Source organism: Pseudomonas sp. NPDC089554, from assembly GCF_050280645.1.
Classification (GTDB): Bacteria; Pseudomonadota; Gammaproteobacteria; order Pseudomonadales; family Pseudomonadaceae; genus Aquipseudomonas.
Map to the genome: position 1 here is coordinate 1 of NZ_JBNNVR010000091.1, position 21,710 is coordinate 21,710.

The window sequence follows — 21,710 nt, forward strand, 5'->3', positions numbered from 1 at the left end:
GTCGCTCCCGAGCACCTGGCCTATGTCATCTACACCTCCGGTTCCACCGGCAAACCTAAGGGTGCAGGCAACCGCCACAAGGCGCTGACCAACCGTCTGTGCTGGATGCAGCAAGCCTATGGCCTGGGTGTGGGCGACACGGCCTTGCAGAAAACGCCGTTCAGCTTCGACGTCTCGGTGTGGGAATTCTTCTGGCCACTGATGACTGGCGCCCGCCTGGCCGTCGCTGGCCCTGGCGACCACCGCGACCCGCGTCGTTTGGTCGAGCTGATCAACGAATACCAAGTCAGCACGCTGCACTTCGTGCCCTCGATGTTGCAGATGTTCCTGCTTGATGAGCAGGTTTCCAGTTGCACCAGCCTGCGCCGCATCGTGTGCAGTGGTGAAGCACTGCCGGTGGACGCCCAGGACCAAGTGTTGGCCCGCCTGCCTAACGCTGGCCTGTACAACCTCTACGGTCCGACCGAAGCCGCCATCGACGTCACCCACTGGACCTGCCGCGACGAAGGCCGCGATGCAGTACCGATCGGCCAACCTATCGCCAACCTGCAAACCTACGTACTCGATGCCGAGCTTCAGCCCGTTCCGGCAGGTGTGGTCGGTGAGCTGTACCTGGGCGGTGAAGGCCTCGCCCGTGGCTACCACCGTCGCCCGGCACTCACTGCCGAACGCTTCGTCACCAGCCCATTCGGGGAAGGCCAACGCCTGTACCGTACCGGCGACCTGGCCAGCCAGCGTGCCGATGGCGTGATCGAATACCGTGGCCGGATCGACCACCAAGTAAAAATCCGTGGCCTGCGTATCGAGCTGGGCGAAATCGAAGCCCGCTTGATGGAACAGGACGCGGTACGTGACGCAGTCGTGTTGGCCATCGACGGCGCCTTGATTGGCTATGTGGTACCGAGCGAATGGCAACCTGAAGCACAAGAGAGCCTGCGCGAAACTATCCGCGAGCCCCTGCGCCAAGCCCTGCCGGACTACATGGTCCCCAGCCAACTGCTGTTCATCGAACGCATGCCGCTAAGCCCCAACGGCAAGCTCGAACGCAAAGCCCTGCCCAAGCCCGATGCCAGCCAAGCGCAAAAAGCCTACGTCGCCCCACGCACCGAGCTGGAGCAACGCATCGCCACGATCTGGCAAGACGTGCTCAAGCTCGAACGCGTCGGCCTGAACGACAACTTCTTCGAACTGGGCGGCGACTCGATCATCTCCATCCAGGTGGTCAGCCGCGCCCGCCAGGCCGGCATCCGCTTCACCCCCAAGGACCTGTTCCAACACCAGACCGTCCGCGACCTGGCCCATATCGCCCACCTCGACGACAGCGCCCCCCTGCTGGAGCACGCCCCCGCCAGCGGTGAAGCGCCGTTGCTGCCGATCCAGCGCCGCTTCTTCGCCGAGATCGACCAGCAACGCCACCACTGGAACCAGTCGGTGCTGCTCAAGCCCAACCGCCCAGTGGATGCCGAAGCCCTGGCCCAGGCCCTGCAAGCCCTGGTGCAACACCACGACGCCCTGCGCCTGGTGTTCACCGAGCAGGCCGGCGACTGGACCGCGCATTTCCTCGACACCCCTACTGTGCCCGTCCTGGAACAGCGCCAAGCCACCTACGCCAACCTGCGCGAACTGGCCAACGACACCCAACGCAGTCTCGACCTCGCCAACGGTCCGCTGCTGCGTGCCGTGCTCATCACCCTGGAAGACCATAGCCAACGCCTGTTGCTGGTGATCCACCACCTGGTGGTCGACGGCGTGTCGTGGCGCATCCTGTTCGACGATCTGCAAACCGCCTACACCCAGGCCGCAAGCGGCGAGGCTCTGCGCCTGCCAGCCCGTACCACGTCGGTAAAAGCCTGGGCCGAGCGCCTAGAGCAATATGTCGCCAGCCCTTCGATGCAAGAGGAGCTGGCCTACTGGCAGGCCCAGCTCGACGGCCTGGTCACCGACCTGCCCGCCGACCACCCGCAAGGCAGCCTGAGCAACCAACACGCCCAGGCCCTGCAAGTACGCCTGGACCGCACCACCACCCGGCGCCTGCTACAGGACGCCCCACAGGCCTACCGCACGCAGATCAACGACCTACTGCTGACCGCCCTGGCCCGCGCCGTCGCTCGCTGGACTGGCCAACCGGAAGTGGCCGTGCAGCTCGAAGGCCATGGCCGCGAGGCGCTGTTCGACGAACTCGACCTGACCCGCACCGTCGGCTGGTTCACCAGCCTGTTCCCGGTGCGCTTGGGCACCCAGGACGACCTTGGCGCCAACCTGCGCGTCATCAAGGAAACGCTGCGTGGCGTGCCCGCCAAAGGCGTCGGCTACAGCCTGCTGCGCGAGCTGGGCCAAGGCCTGCGCGATCTGCCCGAACCGCGCATCACCTTCAACTACCTGGGCCAGTTCGACACCAGTTTCGCCGCCAGCGAAGACGCCTTGTTCATCCCCGCCAGCGAAGGCAGCGGCGAAGAGCAAAGCCGTGACGCGCGCATGGGCAACTGGCTGACCCTCAACGGCCAGGTCTACGACGGCGAACTGAGCCTGAGCTGGCTGTTCAGCACCGAGTTGTTCGACAGCGCCACCGTCCAGGCCCTGGCCGACGACTACCTTCGCGAACTGCACGCCCTGATCGAGCATTGCTGCAACCCCGGCAACCGCGGCGTCACCCCCTCGGACTTCCCCCTGGCCCGCGTGACCCAGGCCCAGTTGCAAGCCCTGCCGCTGGCCGCCGGACAGGTCGAAGACCTCTACCCGCTCTCGCCCATGCAGCAAGGCATGCTGTTCCATACCCTGGAAGCCGCCGAAGCGGGCCTGTACATCAACCAGATGGCGGTGGATGTCGAAGGCCTGGACATCGAACGCTTCCGCGCAGCCTGGGACACGGTGATCGCACGCCACGACATCCTGCGTACCGGGTTCTGGAGCGACAACCAACTGGCCGAACCGCTGCAAGTGGTGCAGCGCCACGCGCAGATGCCACTCACCGTACTCGACTGGCGCGACCGCGCAGTAGACGCCGCGGACCTGTCGCAACTCGCCGCCCAGGACTACACCCAGGGCTTCGACCTGCTGCGCGCGCCGCTGATGCGCCTGACCCTGGTGCGCCTGGACGAACAACGGGCGCACCTGCTGTGGTCCGGCCACCATATCCTGGTCGATGGCTGGAGCAACTCGCGCCTGCTCGGCGAGGTGCTGCAGGCCTACCACGGCCACCCCGCACCGGCCAGCGGCGGGCGTTACCGCGACTACATCCAGTGGCTTGCCCGCCAGCCACAGGATGCACTGGAAGGCTTCTGGCGCGAACAGCTGCGCAGCTTCGACAGCCCCACCCACCTGGCCAGCACCCTGGGCCCGCGCCCGGACGCCAGCCTCGAAGGCCATGCTGCGCTCTACCTTGACTGGGACGCTGCGCACACCGCGCAGCTGCGTGAACAGGCGCGCACGCTGCGGGTCACCCCCAACACCTTGATCCAGGCTGCCTGGCTGCTGCTGTTGCAGCGCTACACCGGCCAGGCCAGCGTGTGCTTCGGCGCCACGGTCGCCGGCCGCCCGGCCAGCCTGCCCGGCGCTGACGAAATGCTTGGGCTGTTCATCAACACCCTGCCGGTGATCCAACAGCCGCAACCGACCCAGTCGCTACAGCAGTGGCTGCTGAAATTGCAGGCAAGCAACCTGGACATCCGCGACTACGAACACGCCTCGCTGGCCGATATCCAGCGCTGGGCCGGCCTGGGTGGCCAGGCCATGTTCGACAGCATCATCGTGTTCGAGAACTACCCGGTGGACGAGCGCTTGCAGCAAGCCGAGGAAGGCCAATTGCGCTTCGGCCAGGTGCAGGGTCGCGATGTCACCAACTTCGCCATGGACCTGGCGGTGAACCTGGGCAACACCCTGAGCATCGAGTTCCTGTACCTGCGCAACCGCTTCAGTGAAGCCGCCGTGGCGCAGGTCAAGGCCAGCTTCGAGACACTTTTGCAGGCGATGCTCGAACAGCCCGATGCCTGCCTGGGCAGTTTGTCGTTGCTCGATGCCGCGCAAGGCCAACGTCTGTGCCTGGACAACGCAATACGCCCGGCCAGCGGCCAAGAGCCCTTGCTGGTCGAGCAACTGCGCCAACAGGCCCTAGCGCGCCCGCAGGCCATCGCCGTGACCTGCAACGAACAGCAGCTGACCTGGGCTGAATTGGAAGACCAGGCAAACCGCCTGGCCAACCACCTGATCGCCCAGGGCGTGGCCCTGGAAACTCGCGTGGGCGTGGCGCTGGAGCGCTCGGTGCAAATGATCGTGGCGTTCTACGCAGTGATGAAGGCCGGCGCGGCCTACGTGCCGCTGGATATCGACTACCCGCAGGAGCGCCTGAAGTGGATCGTCGAGGATTCCGGCATGGCCCTGATGATCACCCAAGCCAGCCTGCAAGCACGCTTCGACTGGCCGAACGCGGCACCGCAGGTGCTGCTCGATACCCTGGCGCTGGACGACCTGCCCGCCGACTGCCCGCCCCTGCGCGCACTGGGCGATAACCTCGCCTACCTGATCTACACCTCCGGCTCCACCGGCAAGCCCAAGGGCGTGGCGGTGGCCAACGAGCCGATCCGCATGCATTGCGCGGCCATCGCCGAGCGCTATGGCATGACCCGCGACACCCGCGAGCTGCTGTTCATGTCGTTCGCCTTCGACGGCGCCCAGGAGCGCTGGCTGACCACCCTGTCGTGCGGCGGCCAGCTGGTGCTGCGCGATAACCAGCTGTGGACTCCAGAGCAGACCTGGCACGCCCTGCACCGGCACGCCATCAGCGTGGCCTGCTTCCCACCGGCCTACCTGCAACAACTGGCCGAATTCGCCCAGACCCAGGAGCAGGCGCCGCCACCGGTGTCGATCTACTGCTTCGGTGGCGATGCGGTGGCAGAGGCCAACTTCGAGCGGGTCAAGCAGGCGTTGCGCCCGCAATGGCTGACCAATGGCTATGGCCCCACCGAAACGGTGGTCACCCCATTGCTGTGGAAAATCGCAGCCGACGGCGCCTGCGATGCGGTGTACGCGCCGATCGGCACACGGGTCGGCGAGCGCACCCTGTACGTGCTCGACGACGCCCTCAACCCGCTGCCGCCAGGCGTTGCCGGTGAGCTGTACATCGGCGGCCAGGGGCTGGCACGCGGTTACCACCAGCGCCCCGGCCTGAGCGCCGAGCGCTTCGTCGCCGACCCATTCAGCGCGGGTGGCCGCCTGTACCGCACCGGTGACCTGGTCAGGCAGCGAGAGGACGGCGTCTTCGACTACCTCGGGCGCCTGGACAACCAAGTGAAGATCCGCGGTTTCCGCATCGAGCTGGGCGAAATCGAAGCCCGCTTGCGCGACCTGCCAGGCGTGCAGGATGCCGTGGTGGTGGCCCGTGAGCACGGGGGCGGCAAGCAATTGGTCGGCTATGTGGTCGCCGACATCCCGTCCGGCGAGCCGCTACGCGCAGCACTGCTGGAGGCCTTGCCCGACTACATGGTGCCGGCCCAGGTGGTGGTGCTGGACGCCCTGCCGCTCAACCCCAATGGCAAGGTCGACCGCAACGCCCTGCCCGACCCGCAGTTCAAGGGCCGCACCTTCGTCGCCCCACGCAATGCCCTGGAGCAGGCGCTGGCGGCGATCTGGCAAGAAGTGCTGGAGGTCGAGCAGGTGGGCGTGACCGACAATTTCTTCGAGCTGGGCGGCGATTCGCTGCGGGTGCTCAAGGTGTTGTCCAAGGTGCGTGGCATGCCCGAACTGGGCCTGCAACTGAAGCTGCGCGACCTGATGGGCAAGCCGACCATCGCCGAGCTGTCCGGCCATGTGCCTGAAAAGCGCAGCATGGACCCCTTGGTAGCGCTCAACGCAGCGGCGCCCGACGGTACTGCGCTGTTCTGTGTGCATGCTGGCTTCGGCACAGTCTTCGACTACGAAGCACTGGCCCGCCGGCTGGAAGGGCGTTACAGCGTCTACGGCCTGCAATGCCGCATGCTGCTCGATGACGCCTGGGAAGACGAGTCACTGGAGGCCATGGCCCTGGACTACGCCCAGTACATCCGCCAGAAACAGCCACAAGGCCCGTATCACCTGCTGGGCTGGTCGCTCGGCGGGCCATTGGTTTCGTTGGTCGCCCAGGAGCTGCTGCGCCAAGGGCAACGGGTAGCCTTCGCGGCCCTGGTCGACAGCTTCGTGCCTCAGGCGCAGGCGCTCGACGCTGCACCTGAGGACTGCGCGGATGACTTGCGCGGCTTGTTGTCGGTGGTGCTGGGCGTGCCGCTGCAGAGCGTGCCTGCGCTGGTGGTCACCGCCAGCGACGACCTGGCCAGGCTGGAACAGGTCATCGACCAGGCCCGCCAGGCGTTGAGCATGGCGCAAGGGGCGCTGAGCGAAATGCCCTCGGACGAGCTGGCCCGGACCTTCCGCACGGGCATGAAGCTCAAGGCGCTGTCCTTGCAGTTGTCCGCCATGGCGCAGTGCCCGCCCAACAGCCACTGCTGGTGGGCCGGGCAGGCAAACGATCTGTCGGACCCCGCATTCGACAACTGCGTGCAGCATGCGCCCATCGCCGCCGACCATTACGCGATCCTGCGCCACCCGGCGTTCCTCGACAGCCTGCTGCGCCACCTGCCGCTCGCCGAAGCGGTCACCCCCTGAACCACAGGGCCGCCCAGACGGGCGGCCCTTTTTTGCCACAAGGAACCCCCATGTCCCTGGACCCCGATCTCGAAGCATTCCTGGAGTTGGCCGAATTCGGCCGGCTGACCGGCAAGAGCAAGCCCATGCATGAACTGAGCGTGGCCCAGGCCCGCGCCGAGTTCGAAGCCACCTCGGTCGTGCTCGACCCCTCGCCGCCCACTGGCGTCGAAGTACAAGCCATGCAGGTGACAGCCCGCGATGGCCACCGCCTGGATGCGCGGCTCTACCGCCACCCGCAACTTGCCGAACGCGCCCCTACTTTGCTGTACCTGCATGGCGGCGGCTACGTCGTCGGCAGTCTGGACTCCCACGATTCCATCTGCCGTCGGCTGGCCGCCAGCGGGCGTTTCGCCGTGTTTGCCCCTACCTATCGGCTGGCGCCAGAAGCGCCGTTTCCGACAGCGCTAAACGATGCGTTGGATGCCGCCAACGCCTTCGCCGAGCAGGCCAACGGGCTTGGTTTGGACAGGCAGCGCCTGGTGCTGGTCGGTGACAGTGTCGGTGCCACGTTGGCGACAGTGCTGGCCATCGCGGCAACTGGCAGCCAGCCACAACTGGCCTTCAAACCGCTGGCGCAGGTGCTGTTCTACCCGGTGGCAGATATCCGCCGGCACCGACCTTCGCACCAGCGTTTTGCCGAGGGTTACCTGCTGGAGACCGCGACCCTGGACTGGTTCTACGACCACTATTGCTCAACCGCACAGCGTGGCGACTGGCGCGTCTCGCCGCTGGCCGCACCTGAGTTGGCGCTGGCCCCGGCCTATGTCAGCGTGGCTGGCTACGACCCGCTGCATGATGAGGGAATCGCCTATGCGCAGGCGCTGGAGCAAGGAGGTACGCAGGTGACCTTGGTGGTGGAAGCCGGTTTGACCCATGACTTCCTGCGCATGTCGGGGATCAGCGGCCAGGTCGACGGTATCTACCAGGCGCTGGAGCAGTGGCTGGGGCGTTACAGCTGACGGCTTGGCCAATACGGAAAAAGCAAAAGGGCCGCGATGCGGCCCTTTTGCTTTCAGCGTGGTGAACTTTCGATCAATCGAAGGTACCGCGCAGGGTCAGCATGAAGTTGCGAGGCTCACCGTAGTAGTTGCCATATTCGGTGTTGTTCACGGTGGAGTAGTAACGGCGGTCGAACAGGTTGTTGCCGTTCACGGCAACCGTCCAGTGGTCGTCCACTTTGTACTCGACCATCGCGTCGTACACCGCGTAGCCGCCCTGGGAGAACTTGAAGTTACTCTCGCTAAGCACAGCGCCGGTGGTCGGGTCGGTGCGATAAGCCAAGCCGTCCACGTAAGCGGCGCTCTGCGCGGTCACGCCACCACCCACTCGGAAGTCGGAGAAGCTGCCCGGCAAGGTGTACATGGTCCACAGCTTGAACAGGTGCTTGGGCGTGATACTGCTGTAGATCGTCTCTTGGGTGCTGTTGTCCACCAGGTTGAAGGTGTAGCCCGCCATCACTTCCCAGCCCGGCATGATCTCGCCGGTCGCTTCCAGGTCGATACCCTTGCTGGTCACCTTGTCCTGCGCCAGGAAGCAGCACGAACCGCTGTAGCTGAACGGAGGGCTAGGGTAGCGAGGGTCGGTCACCGCCTGGTTCTCGCGTTTGGTGTAGAACAGCGCGGCGCTGACGTTCATGCGCCCATCGAACAGCTCACCCTTGATACCGGTTTCGTAGTTCTTGCCTTCCATGGGCTCGATCGAAACCCTGGAAGTCTGCGGCCCCTGGAATCTTTGCGACTGCGGCTTGAAGACCTCCGCATAGCTGACGTAGGTGGACCACTCGTCGTTCAGGGCGTAGATCAAGCCACCGTATGGCACCAACTTGGTCGACACGCGGTCGGAAGTACCCGGCTCCTCGATCCATGCACCGGTGCCATTGTTGTTGGTGGTCCTGGAGTAGCCCTGTTCGTACTTGTAGCGCTGGGCCCGGGCGCCGACCACCAGCTTGAGCGGGTCGGTGAGTTGCAGGCGCAGGGTCGAGTAAAGGCCATACTGCTCGCGGGCGTTAGGCGAGTAGTCGCGGGAGAAGTTGTGGTTCGAGGCATCGCCGTTCAGCGGTGTCGAGCCTGGGTTCCACAGGTCGATCAAACCACCCTTGCCGAGCATGCCCTGGGCCGAGCGCCAGCGGCTGGTGACCTTCTGGTGGTCGGCACCGACCAGCAACTCGTGACGGCGTCCGAAGGCTTCGAAGTTACCCGACAGGTTGACGTCGAACACGTCCTGCTTGCTGAAGCTGTTGACGTAGCTGCCCCACCAGTACGGCCCATTGTTGGTGTACTCGTCGACCCAGCCGTAGGGGATGATCCCTTCGGTGGTCACGGTGTTGTAGGAGTAGGTATAGGAAGCGTTGAGCTTCCAGTCCTCGTTGAAATAGTGGTCGACCTTGGCGAACCACTCGCGCGTGTAGCTATCGGCCCACGCCTGGGTGGTACTGAACCAGGTGTGCCGTGGCAAACCTACGTCACCGCCGCCGGCATAGCGTGGCAAGCCGTCGCCGGTACCGGTTTCCTTGTTCTTGTCGAAGCTGCCACCGAAGGTCAGCATGGTGTCGTCGGTGATGTCCGCTTCGAGGATGCCGTAGAGGAAGGGCCGCTCGGTGGCGCGCACGTCCATGAAGTACTGGCGGTCGGTGTAGGCCGCGACCATGCGGCCACGCAGCTTGCCGTCGAAGGCGAGCGGGCCGGTCAGGTCGATTTCGCTGCGGTAGTTGTCCCAGGAGCCGGCCGAGGTGTTGAGCTTGAGCTGGTAGTGGTCCAGCGGGCGCTTGCGCACCAGGTTGACGATACCGCCCGGGTCGCCGGTGCCGCCCAGCAGGCCGCTGGCGCCACGCAGGATCTCGACGTGGTCATAGGCGGCCAGGTCGTACTTGCGGTCGCTGTAGAAGGTACCCACCCCGGTACCGATGTCCATCGGTGCCGCGCCATCGATTTGCAGGTTGTCGATGCCGAAACCGCGGGAGTAGAAGGCCTGGGTGTTGTAGTTGACTTGGCGCAGGGTGATGCCTGGGGTGCGTCGCATCGCATCCTGCAGGCTGGTGCTGCGGGTGTCTTCGATCAGCTTCTGGCTGATGATCGACACGCTCTGCGGCGTGTCCTTGAGGCTCACCGGGGTCTTGGAACCCACCGAGACGAAGCCCGTGGTGTAGGAGCCGGAGTTCTCGGTGGCCTCCCCCATCCCCTGGCCGACGACGCTAGTCGCGCCCAACTCCAGTGCCGCCCCAGGAGCGGACGCCTTTGGGCTGCTGAGGATCACCGTGTCGTTCTCGATGCGATAGGTGAGGTTGGCGTCCCTGAGCAGGGTCTCCAGCGCAGCGCTCGGCTCCATGGTGCCGGAGACCGGCGCGGAGCGCTTGCCGCTGACCAGGCCCGGTTCGAACAGGAACTGCAGGCCGGTCTGGTGGCCCAGCTGGGTCAGTGCTTCGTTCAATGGCATGGCCGGGATATTCACCCGTGCCTCCTGTGCTTGGGCGACGCTCCCCATCCCCAAGGCCAGGCCCAGCACGATAATCGATGTGCAGCTGCGCAGCTTGTCCTTTTGCCACGGCCATAGCCCCATCGATGCGTGTTGTACAGATTTCATTTCGTCGAATCACTCCCGTGGTGCGTTCTTAGGTGTTGGAAACCGTCGCCTCTTGGGGCAACTGAATAGGGGGAGAAAGCATGCTTCGAGTACGTTCGCGAACGCCTGCGCCGGGGGTGGCGTGATGGCAGAGCGGAAGGACTCGATCACTAGACGAAGTGAATGAGAATGAAATTAGCTATCGCTGTTAAAAGTATGGGGCGGGAGGGGTGTTTTGCGGGCTCGAGACAGAACTGTGCTGCCCTTTTGGCGGTGTATGGCACCGGCGATGCCGGTGTTCGCGGGCGAGCCCGCTCCTACAGGTTCTCCAGCATCCTTTGTAGGAGCGGGCTTGCCCGCGAACCAGGGCGAAGCCCTGGCCATTCAACCCGGTTGACGGGCCTTTTCCAGCAAACGGGCCTTGTCTTCCGGGCTCATGGCGTCCAGGCGCAGACGCGCCTGGGCCAGTTTCTCCAACTGCCCCGGTGCCGCCTCCTGCAAGCGCAGGGCCTGGGCCAGCGCCGCCGGGCTGGGGTTGTCGAACACCACGCCCGGGTGCACTTCGCACTGCAACAGCTTGCGAATGCCGGCCACCAGCTTGATCACCAGCAGCGAATGCCCGCCTGCGGCGAAGAAGTCCTGCTCGACGCTTAGGCGCTCGACGCCCAGCAACTGCGCCATGCGCCCGGCCAACACCTGCTCCAGGGCATCGCGCGGCGCCACATAGGCCTGCTGCGTGGCGCCAAGGTCCAGGCTGGCCAGGGCCTTGCGGTCGATCTTGCCGTTGCCCAGGCGTGGCATGCGTGTCAGGGCATGCACCTGACGCGGCACCATCACGGCGGGCAGACGCTGTTCGAGCTGGGCCTTGAGCGCACTGGTCCAGCCCTCCCCCGGCTCGCCGATGGCGGTGACGAAGGCCAGCGGCTCGTGCTGTGCATCGAGCACCACCGCCGCTTCGCTGACCGCCTCGAGCGCCGCCAGTTGGGCCTCGATCTCCGCCAATTCCACACGGAAGCCGCGCAGCTTGACCTGCTGGTCGGCACGCCCTTGCAGCACGATGCCGCCTTCGGGGCGGTAGCGCGCCAGGTCGCCGGTGCGATACAGGCATGCCCCGGCTACCAGCGGATGCTCGATAAAGGCATCGGCCTGTTGCTGTGGGGCATTCAGGTAACCACGGGCCAACTGACTGCCGGCGATGTACAGCTCGCCCAGCTCACCGCTGGCCACCAGGTTCTGCCGGGCGTCGAGCACCAGCACTTGGTTGTTGGCCAGCACCTGAGTCAAGGGGATGGCCGTGCCATCGAGGTCATCACGACTGATCGGGTGCACCAGCACGCCGACCGTGGCCTCGCTCGGGCCGTAGTGGTTGAACAAGCGCACGTCCGGGCGAATCGCCAGAAGGCGCTCGACCAGCGTCGGCGCCACGGCTTCGCCGCCCAGCACCAAGGTGGCGGGCAGTGCCGGGCGCGGGGTGTCCAGCAAAGCCGAGAGATGCGACGGCACGATCTTCAGGCAATCGATGGCCTGGGCCTCGATGAACTGGGCGAACGCCTGGCCATCCTGCACCGTGGCGTCTTCCGCCAGGTGCAGCGCGGCGCCGTTGTACAAGGCGCCGAACAGCGTGGTGTGGCCCAGGTCGGCGACCACGCTTGCGCTGAAGGCGAAGCGGCGGCAGGTGTCCAGGCCCAACGCGGTACTGGCCGACGCCACGTAGTTGAACAGCGCGCCATGCTCCACCGCCACAGCCTTGGGCGTGCCGGTGGAACCGGAGGTGAACAGTACGTAGGCCAGGTCCTGGGCGCTCGCCACTGGAGTCTCGCCCAACGCAGACTCGTCCTCGCCGACACTGCGCACATCCAGCTGGGCGATGTCGATGGCCAGCGGCTGTTCGCTAACCAGCAAGCTGGCGCCCGCCTGCTCTACCAGCAGGGCCAGGCGTGCGTGCGGCCAGGTCGGGTCCAGCGGCAGCCAGGCGGCACCCAGGCGCCAGGTGGCCAGGGCTGCCACCAGCCAGTGCGTCGAGCGCGGCAGTGCCAGCGCTACACGTTGGCCATGGCTCACGCCTTGACTGGCCATGGCTGCTGCCAGGTGCTGCACACGCTGTTCGAGCGCGGCATAGCTCAGGGTTTCTTCAGCGCCCACCAAAGCCGGTGCGTCCGGGGTTACCGAGGCCCATTCGGTGATGCGCTGAGGCAAGGTCAGCCGTGGGTCGAGGGGTTCGGCGACGGGGTTGAACGCCAGCAGATGGCCCCGCTCGGCCTCACCCAGCAGCGGCAGCTCGAACGCCGCCGTGGTCGGGGCGTCGACGATGCCCTGCAACAGGGTCTGGTACTGCGCCAGCAGCCCGGCCATGGCCTGGGCGCTGTAGTGACGGCTGTCGTAGGCCAGGTTCAGGCGCTCTATCGCCCCTTCCCCGCCCAGGCCGACCTGCAAGACCAACTCCAGGCCCGGCGCCAGGCTTGGCGCTACGTTGACCGACCATTGGGCGACCTGGGGCAGGCGGCGCACGGCAAAGCCGTGGCTTGGCGGCGTGCTGCGGCCCTCGGGGCTCCAGTATTCCTGCCAGGTGCGGTGTTGTTCGAGCACCCCAGCCAGGGCCGCCAGGCATTGGTCGAACGGCATCGCCGGGTCCAAGGCCAGGTGCAGTGGCAGGGTCTTCTCGAACAGGCCCAGGGTCTGTTCGAAGAATTCATAGTCCGCGCGGCCATCGTGGCGCCAACCGGCAATGAACGCCGAGCGCCCGCTCAGCCGCGCCAGCAGCAGCCACCAGGCGGCTTGTGCAATGGTCTCGATGCCGATGCCACGGCTGGCAGCCAGCGCCTCCAAGCCTTGGCGCAAGTCGCCAGCCAGTGCCGCCTCTACCTGCTCGACACCGCCCGGCCCAGCGCGGCGACGGTACGGCAGGTTCGGCAGCGCCTGCGCCTGCGCCTGGCTGCCCAGGTGCGCCTGCCAGTACTGCGCGGCCTGGCCTGCGTCTTCGTCCAGCACCACCTCGGCGCGCCACTCCAGGTACTGTTCGAACTGGCCCAGTTCCTCGTCGGCACCGAGCGGGCCTTGGCTGTAGGCCTGCAGCAGTTGCTCGAACAGCAGGCCCAGGCTGCCGGCATCGACCAACACCCGTGGCACGGCCAGGGTCAACTGCCACTGGCCCGCTTCCAGGCGTTGCAGCAAGGCCTGGAACTGCGGCCCCTGCGCTTGTGGGCGACGCAGCCATTGCTCGCGCTGCTCGAAGGCAGTCTGTTCGGCCTGGGCCGGCTCGTGCACAGTCACCGCCACCTGGGTAGGGCGTACGCCTGGGAACTGGCGCAGGCCATGATAGCCGGGCACCGCACCGATGGCGCTAGTCAGCACCTGCTGACGCACAGCCAGGTCGTCCAACGCGGCGTGCAGTGCCGCCAGGTCCAGTTCGCCGTCGATGCGCACGTGCAGCACATGGGCCGACTGCGCGCCCTGGGCCGCATCGCTCCAGTGCTGCTGCTCAGCCAGCAGGGCCAGGCCGGCGCCATGTTGTTGCAGGTCGATATCACTCATGCGTCAGCCTCTTGGGTCAGGGTTGCGGGGCGTTGCGCGGCCTCCAGGGTGCGGCGCTCGATCATCTCGCCCATGGCCACGCAGATCTTGCGCGGGCCTTCGAATGGGTCGCGGGCGTGGGCGGCAAGCATGTTGTCGAGCAAGATCACATCGCCCTTGCGCCAGTCGAAGCGCACCGCGCAGGCCTCGTACAGCTCGCCGATCAGCGCCATGGTCTCGTCCTCGATCGGCGTGCCGTCGCCGTAGTACACATGGCGCGGCATGCGCTCGATGCCGAACAGCGCCAGCAGGTCCTCGCGCACGTCCGGGTCCAGGCAGTAGATGTGGTGCAGCTGCACCTGGTTGAAGAAGGTCTTCTCGCCAGTGACCGGGTGGCGAATGATCGCTGGGCACGGCGTGCGAATCTGTAGCTCGTCGTTGTTGAACCAGGTCCACTGGATACCCGCCGCGCGGCAGCGGGCCTCGACCTCGGCGCGGTCGTCGGTCTTGAAGAAATGCCGCCAGGAGACATCCAGGTTGGTGGCGAAGGTGCGCACGTACAGCAAGCCCTTCTGCTCGAACTTCTCGCGCAGCGCTTCAGGCAGTCGCAGATACATCTGCCGGCAGTCCACCACCGGCGTGGCACCGCCCACAGGCGAGGGCTGCTCGCAGAAGAACAGCTGCTTGCGCGGCCAGGTGTCCTGGTGCGAGCTCTCGTTGTGGAACAGGATCATCTTGTTTTCGGGGTATGGCGTTGAGCGGTAGGTGTTCTTGCCGCCCTCTTTCTTCGGCAAGTCGCCGTACTTGCCGTACAACCCCGGCTGCACGGCCTCGGCGAAGGCCTCGAAGGCATGGATGTCATGCATGGCGAAGCCGCGGAACAACAGCCCGGCGTGGCGCGAGAGCTTTTCTTCGAGCCATGGGCGGTTGTCCTGCACCCAGCTCACCAGGTCCAACCCCGGGTCGTTCGGTTCGACCAGCAGCGGGAATACCTGGGGCGCGGCCAACAGCGACTCGCGCACGGCGAAGGCAGTCTTCTGCTCGACGGCCTTCGGCTTCTTCAGGAACTTGCCGAGTTTGTCCGCCTTGGGGCTGGCGGCGGCCGGCGCGGCCAGGGCGGCGGTGTGCGAGGTCATCTTGAGGTCTCCTAGTCTGATATCCGGCTCGCGCAGGATCTGCTCCAGAATGTGTGTCCAGTCCGTGGCCAGGGCGCGGATGCGCTCGGCGTCGAACAGCTCGCTGGCGTACTGCCAGGTGCCGCGCAGGCCATCGCCGTCCAGGTCGAGGAACAGGGCCATGTCGAATTTCGAGTAGCTGGTGGCAGCCGGCAGCACCTCGACCTTGAGGGTATCGAGGCTGCTGTCGCGCACTGGCAGGTTGTTCATCACGAACAGCACCTGCACCAAGGGGTTTACCCCGCGCTGGCGAGCGATGCCGGACGCCTCGACGATCATGTCGAAGGGCAGGTCCTGCTGCTCGAAGGCGCTCAGCGCCGTGTCGCGGGTGGCAGCCAGGTGCTCGACGAAGGTGTGTTGTGCGCTGTAGCGCGAACGCAGCGGCAGGATGTTGACGAAGAAGCCGATCAGGCGCTCGAGCTCCGGGCGTTGACGCCCGGCGACGTCTGCCCCGACCACCAGGTCGGCGCTATGGCTGACGCGGTGCAGCAGCACCTGGAACGCCGCCAGCAGCACGCTGTAGAGCGTGGTGCCCGCCTGCCCGGCCAGGGCCTTGAGGCCTTGTACTTGCTCGGCGCCCAGCTGCAACTGCAACTCGGCACCGGCATGCGAGACCTGGGTGCTGCGCGGCTGATCGGTAGGCAGCGTCAGCACACCCGGCGTGCCAGCCAGGGCCTGGCGCCAGTAGTCGCCCTGGGCGGCCAGCACACCGCTGTGCTCCAGCGCCTGCTGCCAACGGGCATAGTCACTGTATTGCACGCTCAGCGGTTCGAGGTGCGGCGCCTGGCCGGCCTGCAACTGGCTGTAGAGTTCGACCAGTTCGTTGACCAGCAGCGACATCGACCAGCCGTCGGAGATGATGTGGTGCATGGCGTACAGCACCACATGCTCACGCTCGGCCAGGCGCAGCACGCGGCCACGCAGCAAGGGCGCGCTCGGCAGGCTGATCGGCGTGCGGGCGTTGTCCAGCACGGCCTCGGCCACCTGGGCCTCCTGCTCGGCGCGGCCCAGGCCCGACAGGTCGAGCAGCGGCAAGTCCATGCTTACCGAGGCCGACACCACGGCCAGCGGGTCGCCTTCATCGTCGGCCACGTAGGCCGTGCGCAGCACCTCGTGACGGCCCAGCACTTCGGCCAGGGCTTCGCGCAGCAGCGGCACCTGCAACTCGCCTTTCAGGCGCAGTGCCAGCGGCATGCCGTAGGCGCCGCTGCCACCGGACAGTTGCTCGACCACCCACAGCCGGCGTTGGGCCAGGGACAGCACTGCCGGTGCGCCCTCGCCCGCCGCTACCAGCGCGGGCACCTGGGGCTGCACCTGCGCACCACGCCCTTGCAGGTGCTCGACGAATGCGGCCAGCCGCGGATGCTCGAACAGGTCGCGCAGGCTTACCGGCATCGCCAGCACACCTTGCAAGCGCGCCACCACTTGAGTGGCCAGCAGCGAATGGCCGCCCAACTCGAAGAACTGGTCGTCCAGGCCGACCTGCTCGACTTCCAGCACCTGCTGCCAGATGGATGCAACCTGGCGTTCGAAAGCGCTCTGCGGCGTGCGTAGAGAGGCGCCCTGCGGCTGCGCATCCGGCAACGGCAGGGCCTTGCGGTCGAGCTTGCCGTTGGGGGTCAGCGGCAGGCCGGCGAGGAACACCATGAAGCTCGGCACCATGTAACCCGGCAGTTGCTCGGCCAGGCGCGCCTTGATCGACGTGCGCAAGGTCGCCTGCTCGGCGGCGTCCTCAGCATGCTCCTGGGCCGCGACATAGGCCACCAACTGCGGGCCGCCTTGCAGCTCGACCGCCAGCACCGCTGCTTCGCGCACCTGCGCCAACGCCAGCAGGCGCGACTCGATTTCGCCCAGCTCGATACGGAAACCGCGGATCTTCACTTGATGGTCGATACGCCCCAGGTACTCGATCACACCGTCCTCGCGGTAGCGGGTCAGGTCGCTGGTGCGATAGAGACGCTCGCCCGCCGTGCCGAACGGGTTGGGCACGAAGCGTTCGGCGGTAAGCGCCGCACGGCCCAGGTAACCTCGGGTCAGGCCTGCGCCGGACAGGTACAGCTCGGCGCCCACGCCCAGCGGTGCCGGTTGCAGGTCGGCGCCCAGCAGGTAGCTGCCGGTGCCCGGCAGTGGCCGCCCGATACTGGCGCTGCCACGAGCCTGGCGGCGGGTCCAGGTGGAATAGGTGGTGTCTTCCGAGGGGCCGTACAGGTCGTTGACCTGCTCGACACCCGGCAGCTCGTACAGCGCATCCACCAAGCCTTGCTTGAGCGGCTCGCCGGCCAGGTTGATGATGCGCACGCTCGCTGGCACCTGGCCAGCACGCAGCAGCGTGGCCAACGCCGAGGGCACGCTGTTGACCAGGCGCACCTGGTCGCGCGCCGGTAGCTCTGGCAGCGCCAGGGCGTTGCGCGCCAGCACGATGTAGCCGCCGCTGGCCAGGGTGACGAAGATTTCCCATACCGACAGGTCGAAGCACACCGAGGTCGAGGCCAACACGCCTTGCAGGTCTTCGCGGCTGAAAGCCTGCTGGGACCAGTCCACCAACGCCTGGACGTTGCGGTGGGTGATGGCCACGCCCTTGGGCTTGCCGGTGGAGCCAGAGGTGTAGATCACGTAGGCCAGGTTATCTGGGGTCACGGCCACGTTCGGTGCGCTGTCCGGGTAGTCGGCCAGCCAGGCATCGCCGGGCTGTACCAGTACCACGTGGGTATCGGCGGCCGGGGTCAGGCCTTCGAGCACCGACGGCTCAGTGATCAGCACTTGGGCACGGCTGTCGTCGAGCATGTAGGCCAAGCGCTCAGCGGGGTAATCCGGGTCAAGCGGCACGTAGGCGCCACCGGCCTTGAGCACGGCGAGCAGCGCCACCAGCAGTTCGCTGGAGCGTTGCAGGGCAATGCCTACGCGCACTTCGGGGCCGATACCCAGGCTCACCAGCTGGTGGGCCAGGCGGTTGGCGCGTTGGTCGAGGTCACGGTAGCTCAGTTGCTGGGTGCCATCGATCAGCGCCAGGTGCTCGGGGTCGGCCTGCACCTGGGCGCTGATCAATTCGTGGATGCAGCGCGCCGGTACCGACGGCACGGCGCTGGCGTTCCAGTCGCCCAGCATGCGCTGGCGTTCGTCGTCGCCAAGGATCGCCAATTCGCCCAGGGCGGCAGGCGCTGCCAGCAGACCGTGCAACAGTTGCAGCAGGTGCGCGCCGATGCGCTCGACCTGCTGGGCAGAGAAGTGCTGGCAGTCGTACTGGAACAGCAGGCTGAGGTTGTCTTCCACGCCCACCAGCAAGGTCAGCGGCACGCTGGTCTGCTCGCGGGTGTGCACGGCACCGAAGCGCAGGCCCTCGGGCGAGCCCTGTTGCAGCGCTTCGGCCACCGGGTAGTTCTCGAACACCAGCAAGGTGTCGAACAGGCCATCGCCGCCCTGCCCGGCCCAGCGCTGGATATCGAACAGCGGCGTGTGTTCGTGTTCGCGCAGCGCCACGTTATGGGCTTGCAACTGCGTGAGGAACTGCCCAGGCGACTGCTCGGGGCGCGGGCTGACGATCACGGGCAAGGTGTTGATGAACAGCCCCACCTGCGCCTCGATCCCCGGCAGCGGTGCCGAACGCCCCGACACGGTCGCACCGAAGGCCACGCCCGGCTGGCCGGTGTAGCGTTGCAGCAGCAAGGCCCAGGCCGCTTGCAACACAGTGTTGAGGGTGACCTTGTGCTGGCTGGCGAAGGCCTTCAGGCGTTGGGTCTGCTGGCTATCGAGCTGGCGGGCGTGTTCGCCATGGCCGGTTTGCATCGCCGCCTGGGCAGGCAACGCGGCGGCCAGGCGGGTCGGGGCGTCCAGGTGTTGCAGCTGGGCTTTCCAGAACTGCTCGGTGGCCTGGGCGTCCTGCGCGGCGAGCCAGGCGATGTAGTCGCGGTAGCGGCCTGCGGGGTTCGTCACTTCACCACCGCTGTAGCGTTGCAGCACCTCGCCCAGCAATTGGGCGTTGCTCCAGCCGTCCACCAGCAGGTGGTGGACGGTGTAGATCATCTGGTAGCGCTGTTCGTCCAGGCGTAGCAGGCACAGGTTCAGCAGCGGTGCACGGTCGAGGGCGAAGCCGGCACTGCGCAGTTCCAAGGCCTTGGCGACGACCGCTTCAGCCTGGTCGGCGCGGCCGCGCCAGTCTTCCAGGGTGAATGGCAGCTCGCGCGAGCGGTACACCACCTGCAACGGGCGACCACCTTCGAGGAAGGCACTGCGCAGTACGTCGTGGGCATCGACCGTGGCCTGCCAGGCGGTGCGCAGGCGCTCGGGGTCAAGGCCCTCGACTGCCACCGAGAGCTGGTTGATATAGGCGCCGTCGCCCGGCTGGTACAGGCTGTGGAACAGCATGCCCTGCTGCATCGGCGACAGTGGGTAGAGGTCCTGCACGTTGCGTGGGTCGAGGCCCAGGCTATCGAGGGCGGCCTGGTCGAGGCCGGCCAGCGGCACATCGGAGGGGGTCAGTGCACCGGCATCGGCACAGTGCTCCACCAGCTCGCCCAGGGCCTGGGCATAGGCATCGGCCAGGGCCTGCACCGTGGCGCTGTCGAACAGCTCGGTGCTGAACTGCCAGTCCACCAGCAGCTCGCCGCTGTAGACCTGGCCGTTGAGGGTCAGCCAGTTGCCCAGCGGGGCGTCGTCGGCCTGCTCCCGGCCGCGCGGCTGGCCAGAAGGTACGAATAGCGCTTCGGGCTGGTCGAAGCTGCCATCGAGCTGGCCCAGATAGTTGAAGGTGATGCGTGCCGGCGCCTGGGCGGCCAGGACCGCGCGAGCCTGCGGGGTGCCCAGGTAGCGCAGCGCGCCATAGCCCAGGCCTTTGTCCGGCACGGCGCGCAGCTGCTCCTTGATGTGCTTGATCGACTCGCCCAAGCCCGGGGCCGGGGTCAGCTTGACTGGGTAGAAACTGGTGAACCAGCCGACGCTGCGGGTCAAGTCGAGCTCGCGTGACAGCGTTTCGCGACCGTGGCCTTCCATCAACACAGCCATCGACGGCTGGCCGCTCCAGCGGGTGATGACCCGCGCCAGGGCGGTCAGCAACAGGTCGTTGACCTGGGTGCGGTAGGCGGCGGGCGCCTCTTGCAGCAGGCGACGGGTGAGCTGGGCGTCCAGGCGGGTCTGCACGCTGTGGGCGTCGCGGGTGAGCAGTGGCTGCGTGGGGGCCGGGCAAGGCAGCCCAGCTTCGACGGTCTGTGTCTGCCAGTAGGCCAGTTGACCTTCCAAGGCTGGGCCTTGGGCATCGGCTTGCAGCTGCTCGGCCCAGGCCTTGACCGAGTGGGTCTTGGCCGGCAGCGCCTGCTGGCGGTAGGCGGCTTGCAGGTCTTCGAGCAGGATGCGCCACGACACACCATCCACCGCCAGGTGGTGGATCACCAGCAGCAGGCGCTGGCTGCCGTCGGCCTGGGTCGCCAGCAATGCGCGCAGCAGCGGGCCCTGGGCCAGGTCGAGGCTGCGCTGGGCATCTTCGGCGGCGCTTTGCAGTTGGGTGTCGTCGGCGACCGACGCCTGCCACAGCAATGGTGTGGCATCGCTGGCGGCGAAGCGTGCAGTGCCCTTGAGGTCGAAGCGCAGACGCAGGGCGTCGTGATGCTCGACCAGGGTACGCAGGGCACGCTCCAGGGTGCCGGCGTCCAGCGTTTCACGCGGGGCCAGCAGCACCGACTGGTTCCAGTGGTGGTGGTTGGTGTGCAGGGTTTCGAAGAACCAGTGCTGGAATGGCAGCAGCGGAGTTTCGCCAGTGACGGGACCTTGGTCGATCAGCACCGGTGCTGCGCCCAGCACGGCCACGCTGGCTAGGCTCTGTACGGTCTGGTGTTGGAACAGGTCTTTAGGGGTGAAGCGGATGCCGGCCTGGCGAGCGCGGCTGACTACCTGGATCGAGATGATCGAGTCGCCGCCCAGTTCGAAGAAGTTGTCGTTCAGGCCGACGCGTTCGAGCTTGAGCACGTCTTGCCAGATCGTGGCGATGCGTTGCTCCAGCTCGGTGCGTGGGGCGACGTAGGCTTTTTGCGCTTGGCTGGCGTCGGGCTTGGGCAGGGCTTTGCGTTCGAGCTTGCCGTTGGGGCTTAGCGGCATGCGTTCGATGAACAGCAACTGGCTGGGGACCATGTAGTCCGGGAGGGCTTGGCGCAGGGGCTCGCGGATAGTTTCGCGCAGGCTCTCTTGTGCTTCAGGTTGCCATTCGCTCGGTACCACATAGCCAATCAAGGCGCCGTCGATGGCCAACACGACTGCGTCACGTACCGCGTCCTGTTCCATCAAGCGGGCTTCGATTTCACCCAGCTCGATACGCAGGCCACGGATTTTTACTTGGTGGTCGATCCGGCCACGGTACTCGATCACGCCATCGGCGCGCTGGCTGGCCAGGTCGCCAGTGCGATACAGGCGCTGGCCGTTACCGAACGGGCTGGTGACGAAGCGTTCGGCAGTGAGTGCCGGGCGACGGTGGTAACCACGGGCGAGGCCTTCGCCACCCAGGTACAGCTCGCCGACTACACCTGCGGGAACCGGTTGCAGCTCAGCATCCAGTACATAGGTTTGCAGGTTGGCGATGGGTTGGCCGATGGGAACAGCATCGCGGCCTTCGTCGCGGCAGGTCCAGTGGGTGACGTCGATGGCGGCTTCGGTCGGGCCGTACAGGTTGTACAGGCCAGCGTTGGGCAGGCGAGCCAAGACTTGGTCCTGGGCATCCACCGGCAGTGCTTCACCACTGCACACGATGCGGCGCAGGCTGGTGCAACTGGAAACCTGCTCATCAAGCAGGAACATCTGCAACATCGAGGG

At 66.4% G+C, this 21,710-nt stretch carries 5 protein-coding genes; 2 read left to right on the forward strand and 3 right to left on the reverse strand.

What is annotated here, in order from left to right:
* Together ACQKPE_RS21495 and ACQKPE_RS21500 are read left to right on the forward strand one after the other, a co-directional pair.
* Positions 1-6,633: amino acid adenylation domain-containing protein (locus tag ACQKPE_RS21495; RefSeq protein WP_427668726.1), on the forward strand; the 6,633-nt coding region annotated here is incomplete at its 5' end.
* Positions 6,634-6,683: 50 nt separating this feature from the next.
* Entirely contained in the window at positions 6,684-7,634 is a 951-nt protein-coding gene (locus ACQKPE_RS21500) for an alpha/beta hydrolase (protein WP_427668727.1), read from the forward strand.
* 73 nt (positions 7,635-7,707) lie between these two features.
* On the opposite strand, the gene ACQKPE_RS21505 is transcribed toward ACQKPE_RS21500, so the two are convergent.
* The 3 genes from ACQKPE_RS21505 to ACQKPE_RS21515 all read right to left on the reverse strand — a co-directional run.
* A complete protein-coding gene (locus ACQKPE_RS21505; RefSeq protein ID WP_427668728.1) occupies positions 7,708-10,254 on the reverse strand; it encodes a TonB-dependent siderophore receptor in 2,547 nt (848 codons plus the stop codon).
* Between the two features lie 363 nt (positions 10,255-10,617).
* Positions 10,618-13,764, reverse strand: a complete 3,147-nt coding sequence (locus ACQKPE_RS21510; RefSeq protein WP_427668729.1) for a non-ribosomal peptide synthetase — start codon at positions 13,762-13,764, stop codon at positions 10,618-10,620.
* Positions 13,761-21,710 (reverse strand): amino acid adenylation domain-containing protein (locus ACQKPE_RS21515; RefSeq protein ID WP_427668731.1); only part of this gene is annotated, 7,950 nt, incomplete at its 5' end. The genes ACQKPE_RS21515 and ACQKPE_RS21510, both read right to left, overlap by 4 nt.

Excerpts from the sequence above, each read along its gene's own strand:
- ACQKPE_RS21510 (WP_427668729.1), bottom strand. The coding sequence starts at position 13,764 with ATGAGTGATATCGACCTGCAACAACATGGCGCCGGCCTGGCCCTGCTG.
- ACQKPE_RS21505 (WP_427668728.1), bottom strand. The coding sequence starts at position 10,254 with ATGAAATCTGTACAACACGCATCGATGGGGCTATGGCCGTGGCAAAAG.
- ACQKPE_RS21500 (WP_427668727.1), top strand. The coding sequence starts at position 6,684 with ATGTCCCTGGACCCCGATCTCGAAGCATTCCTGGAGTTGGCCGAATTC.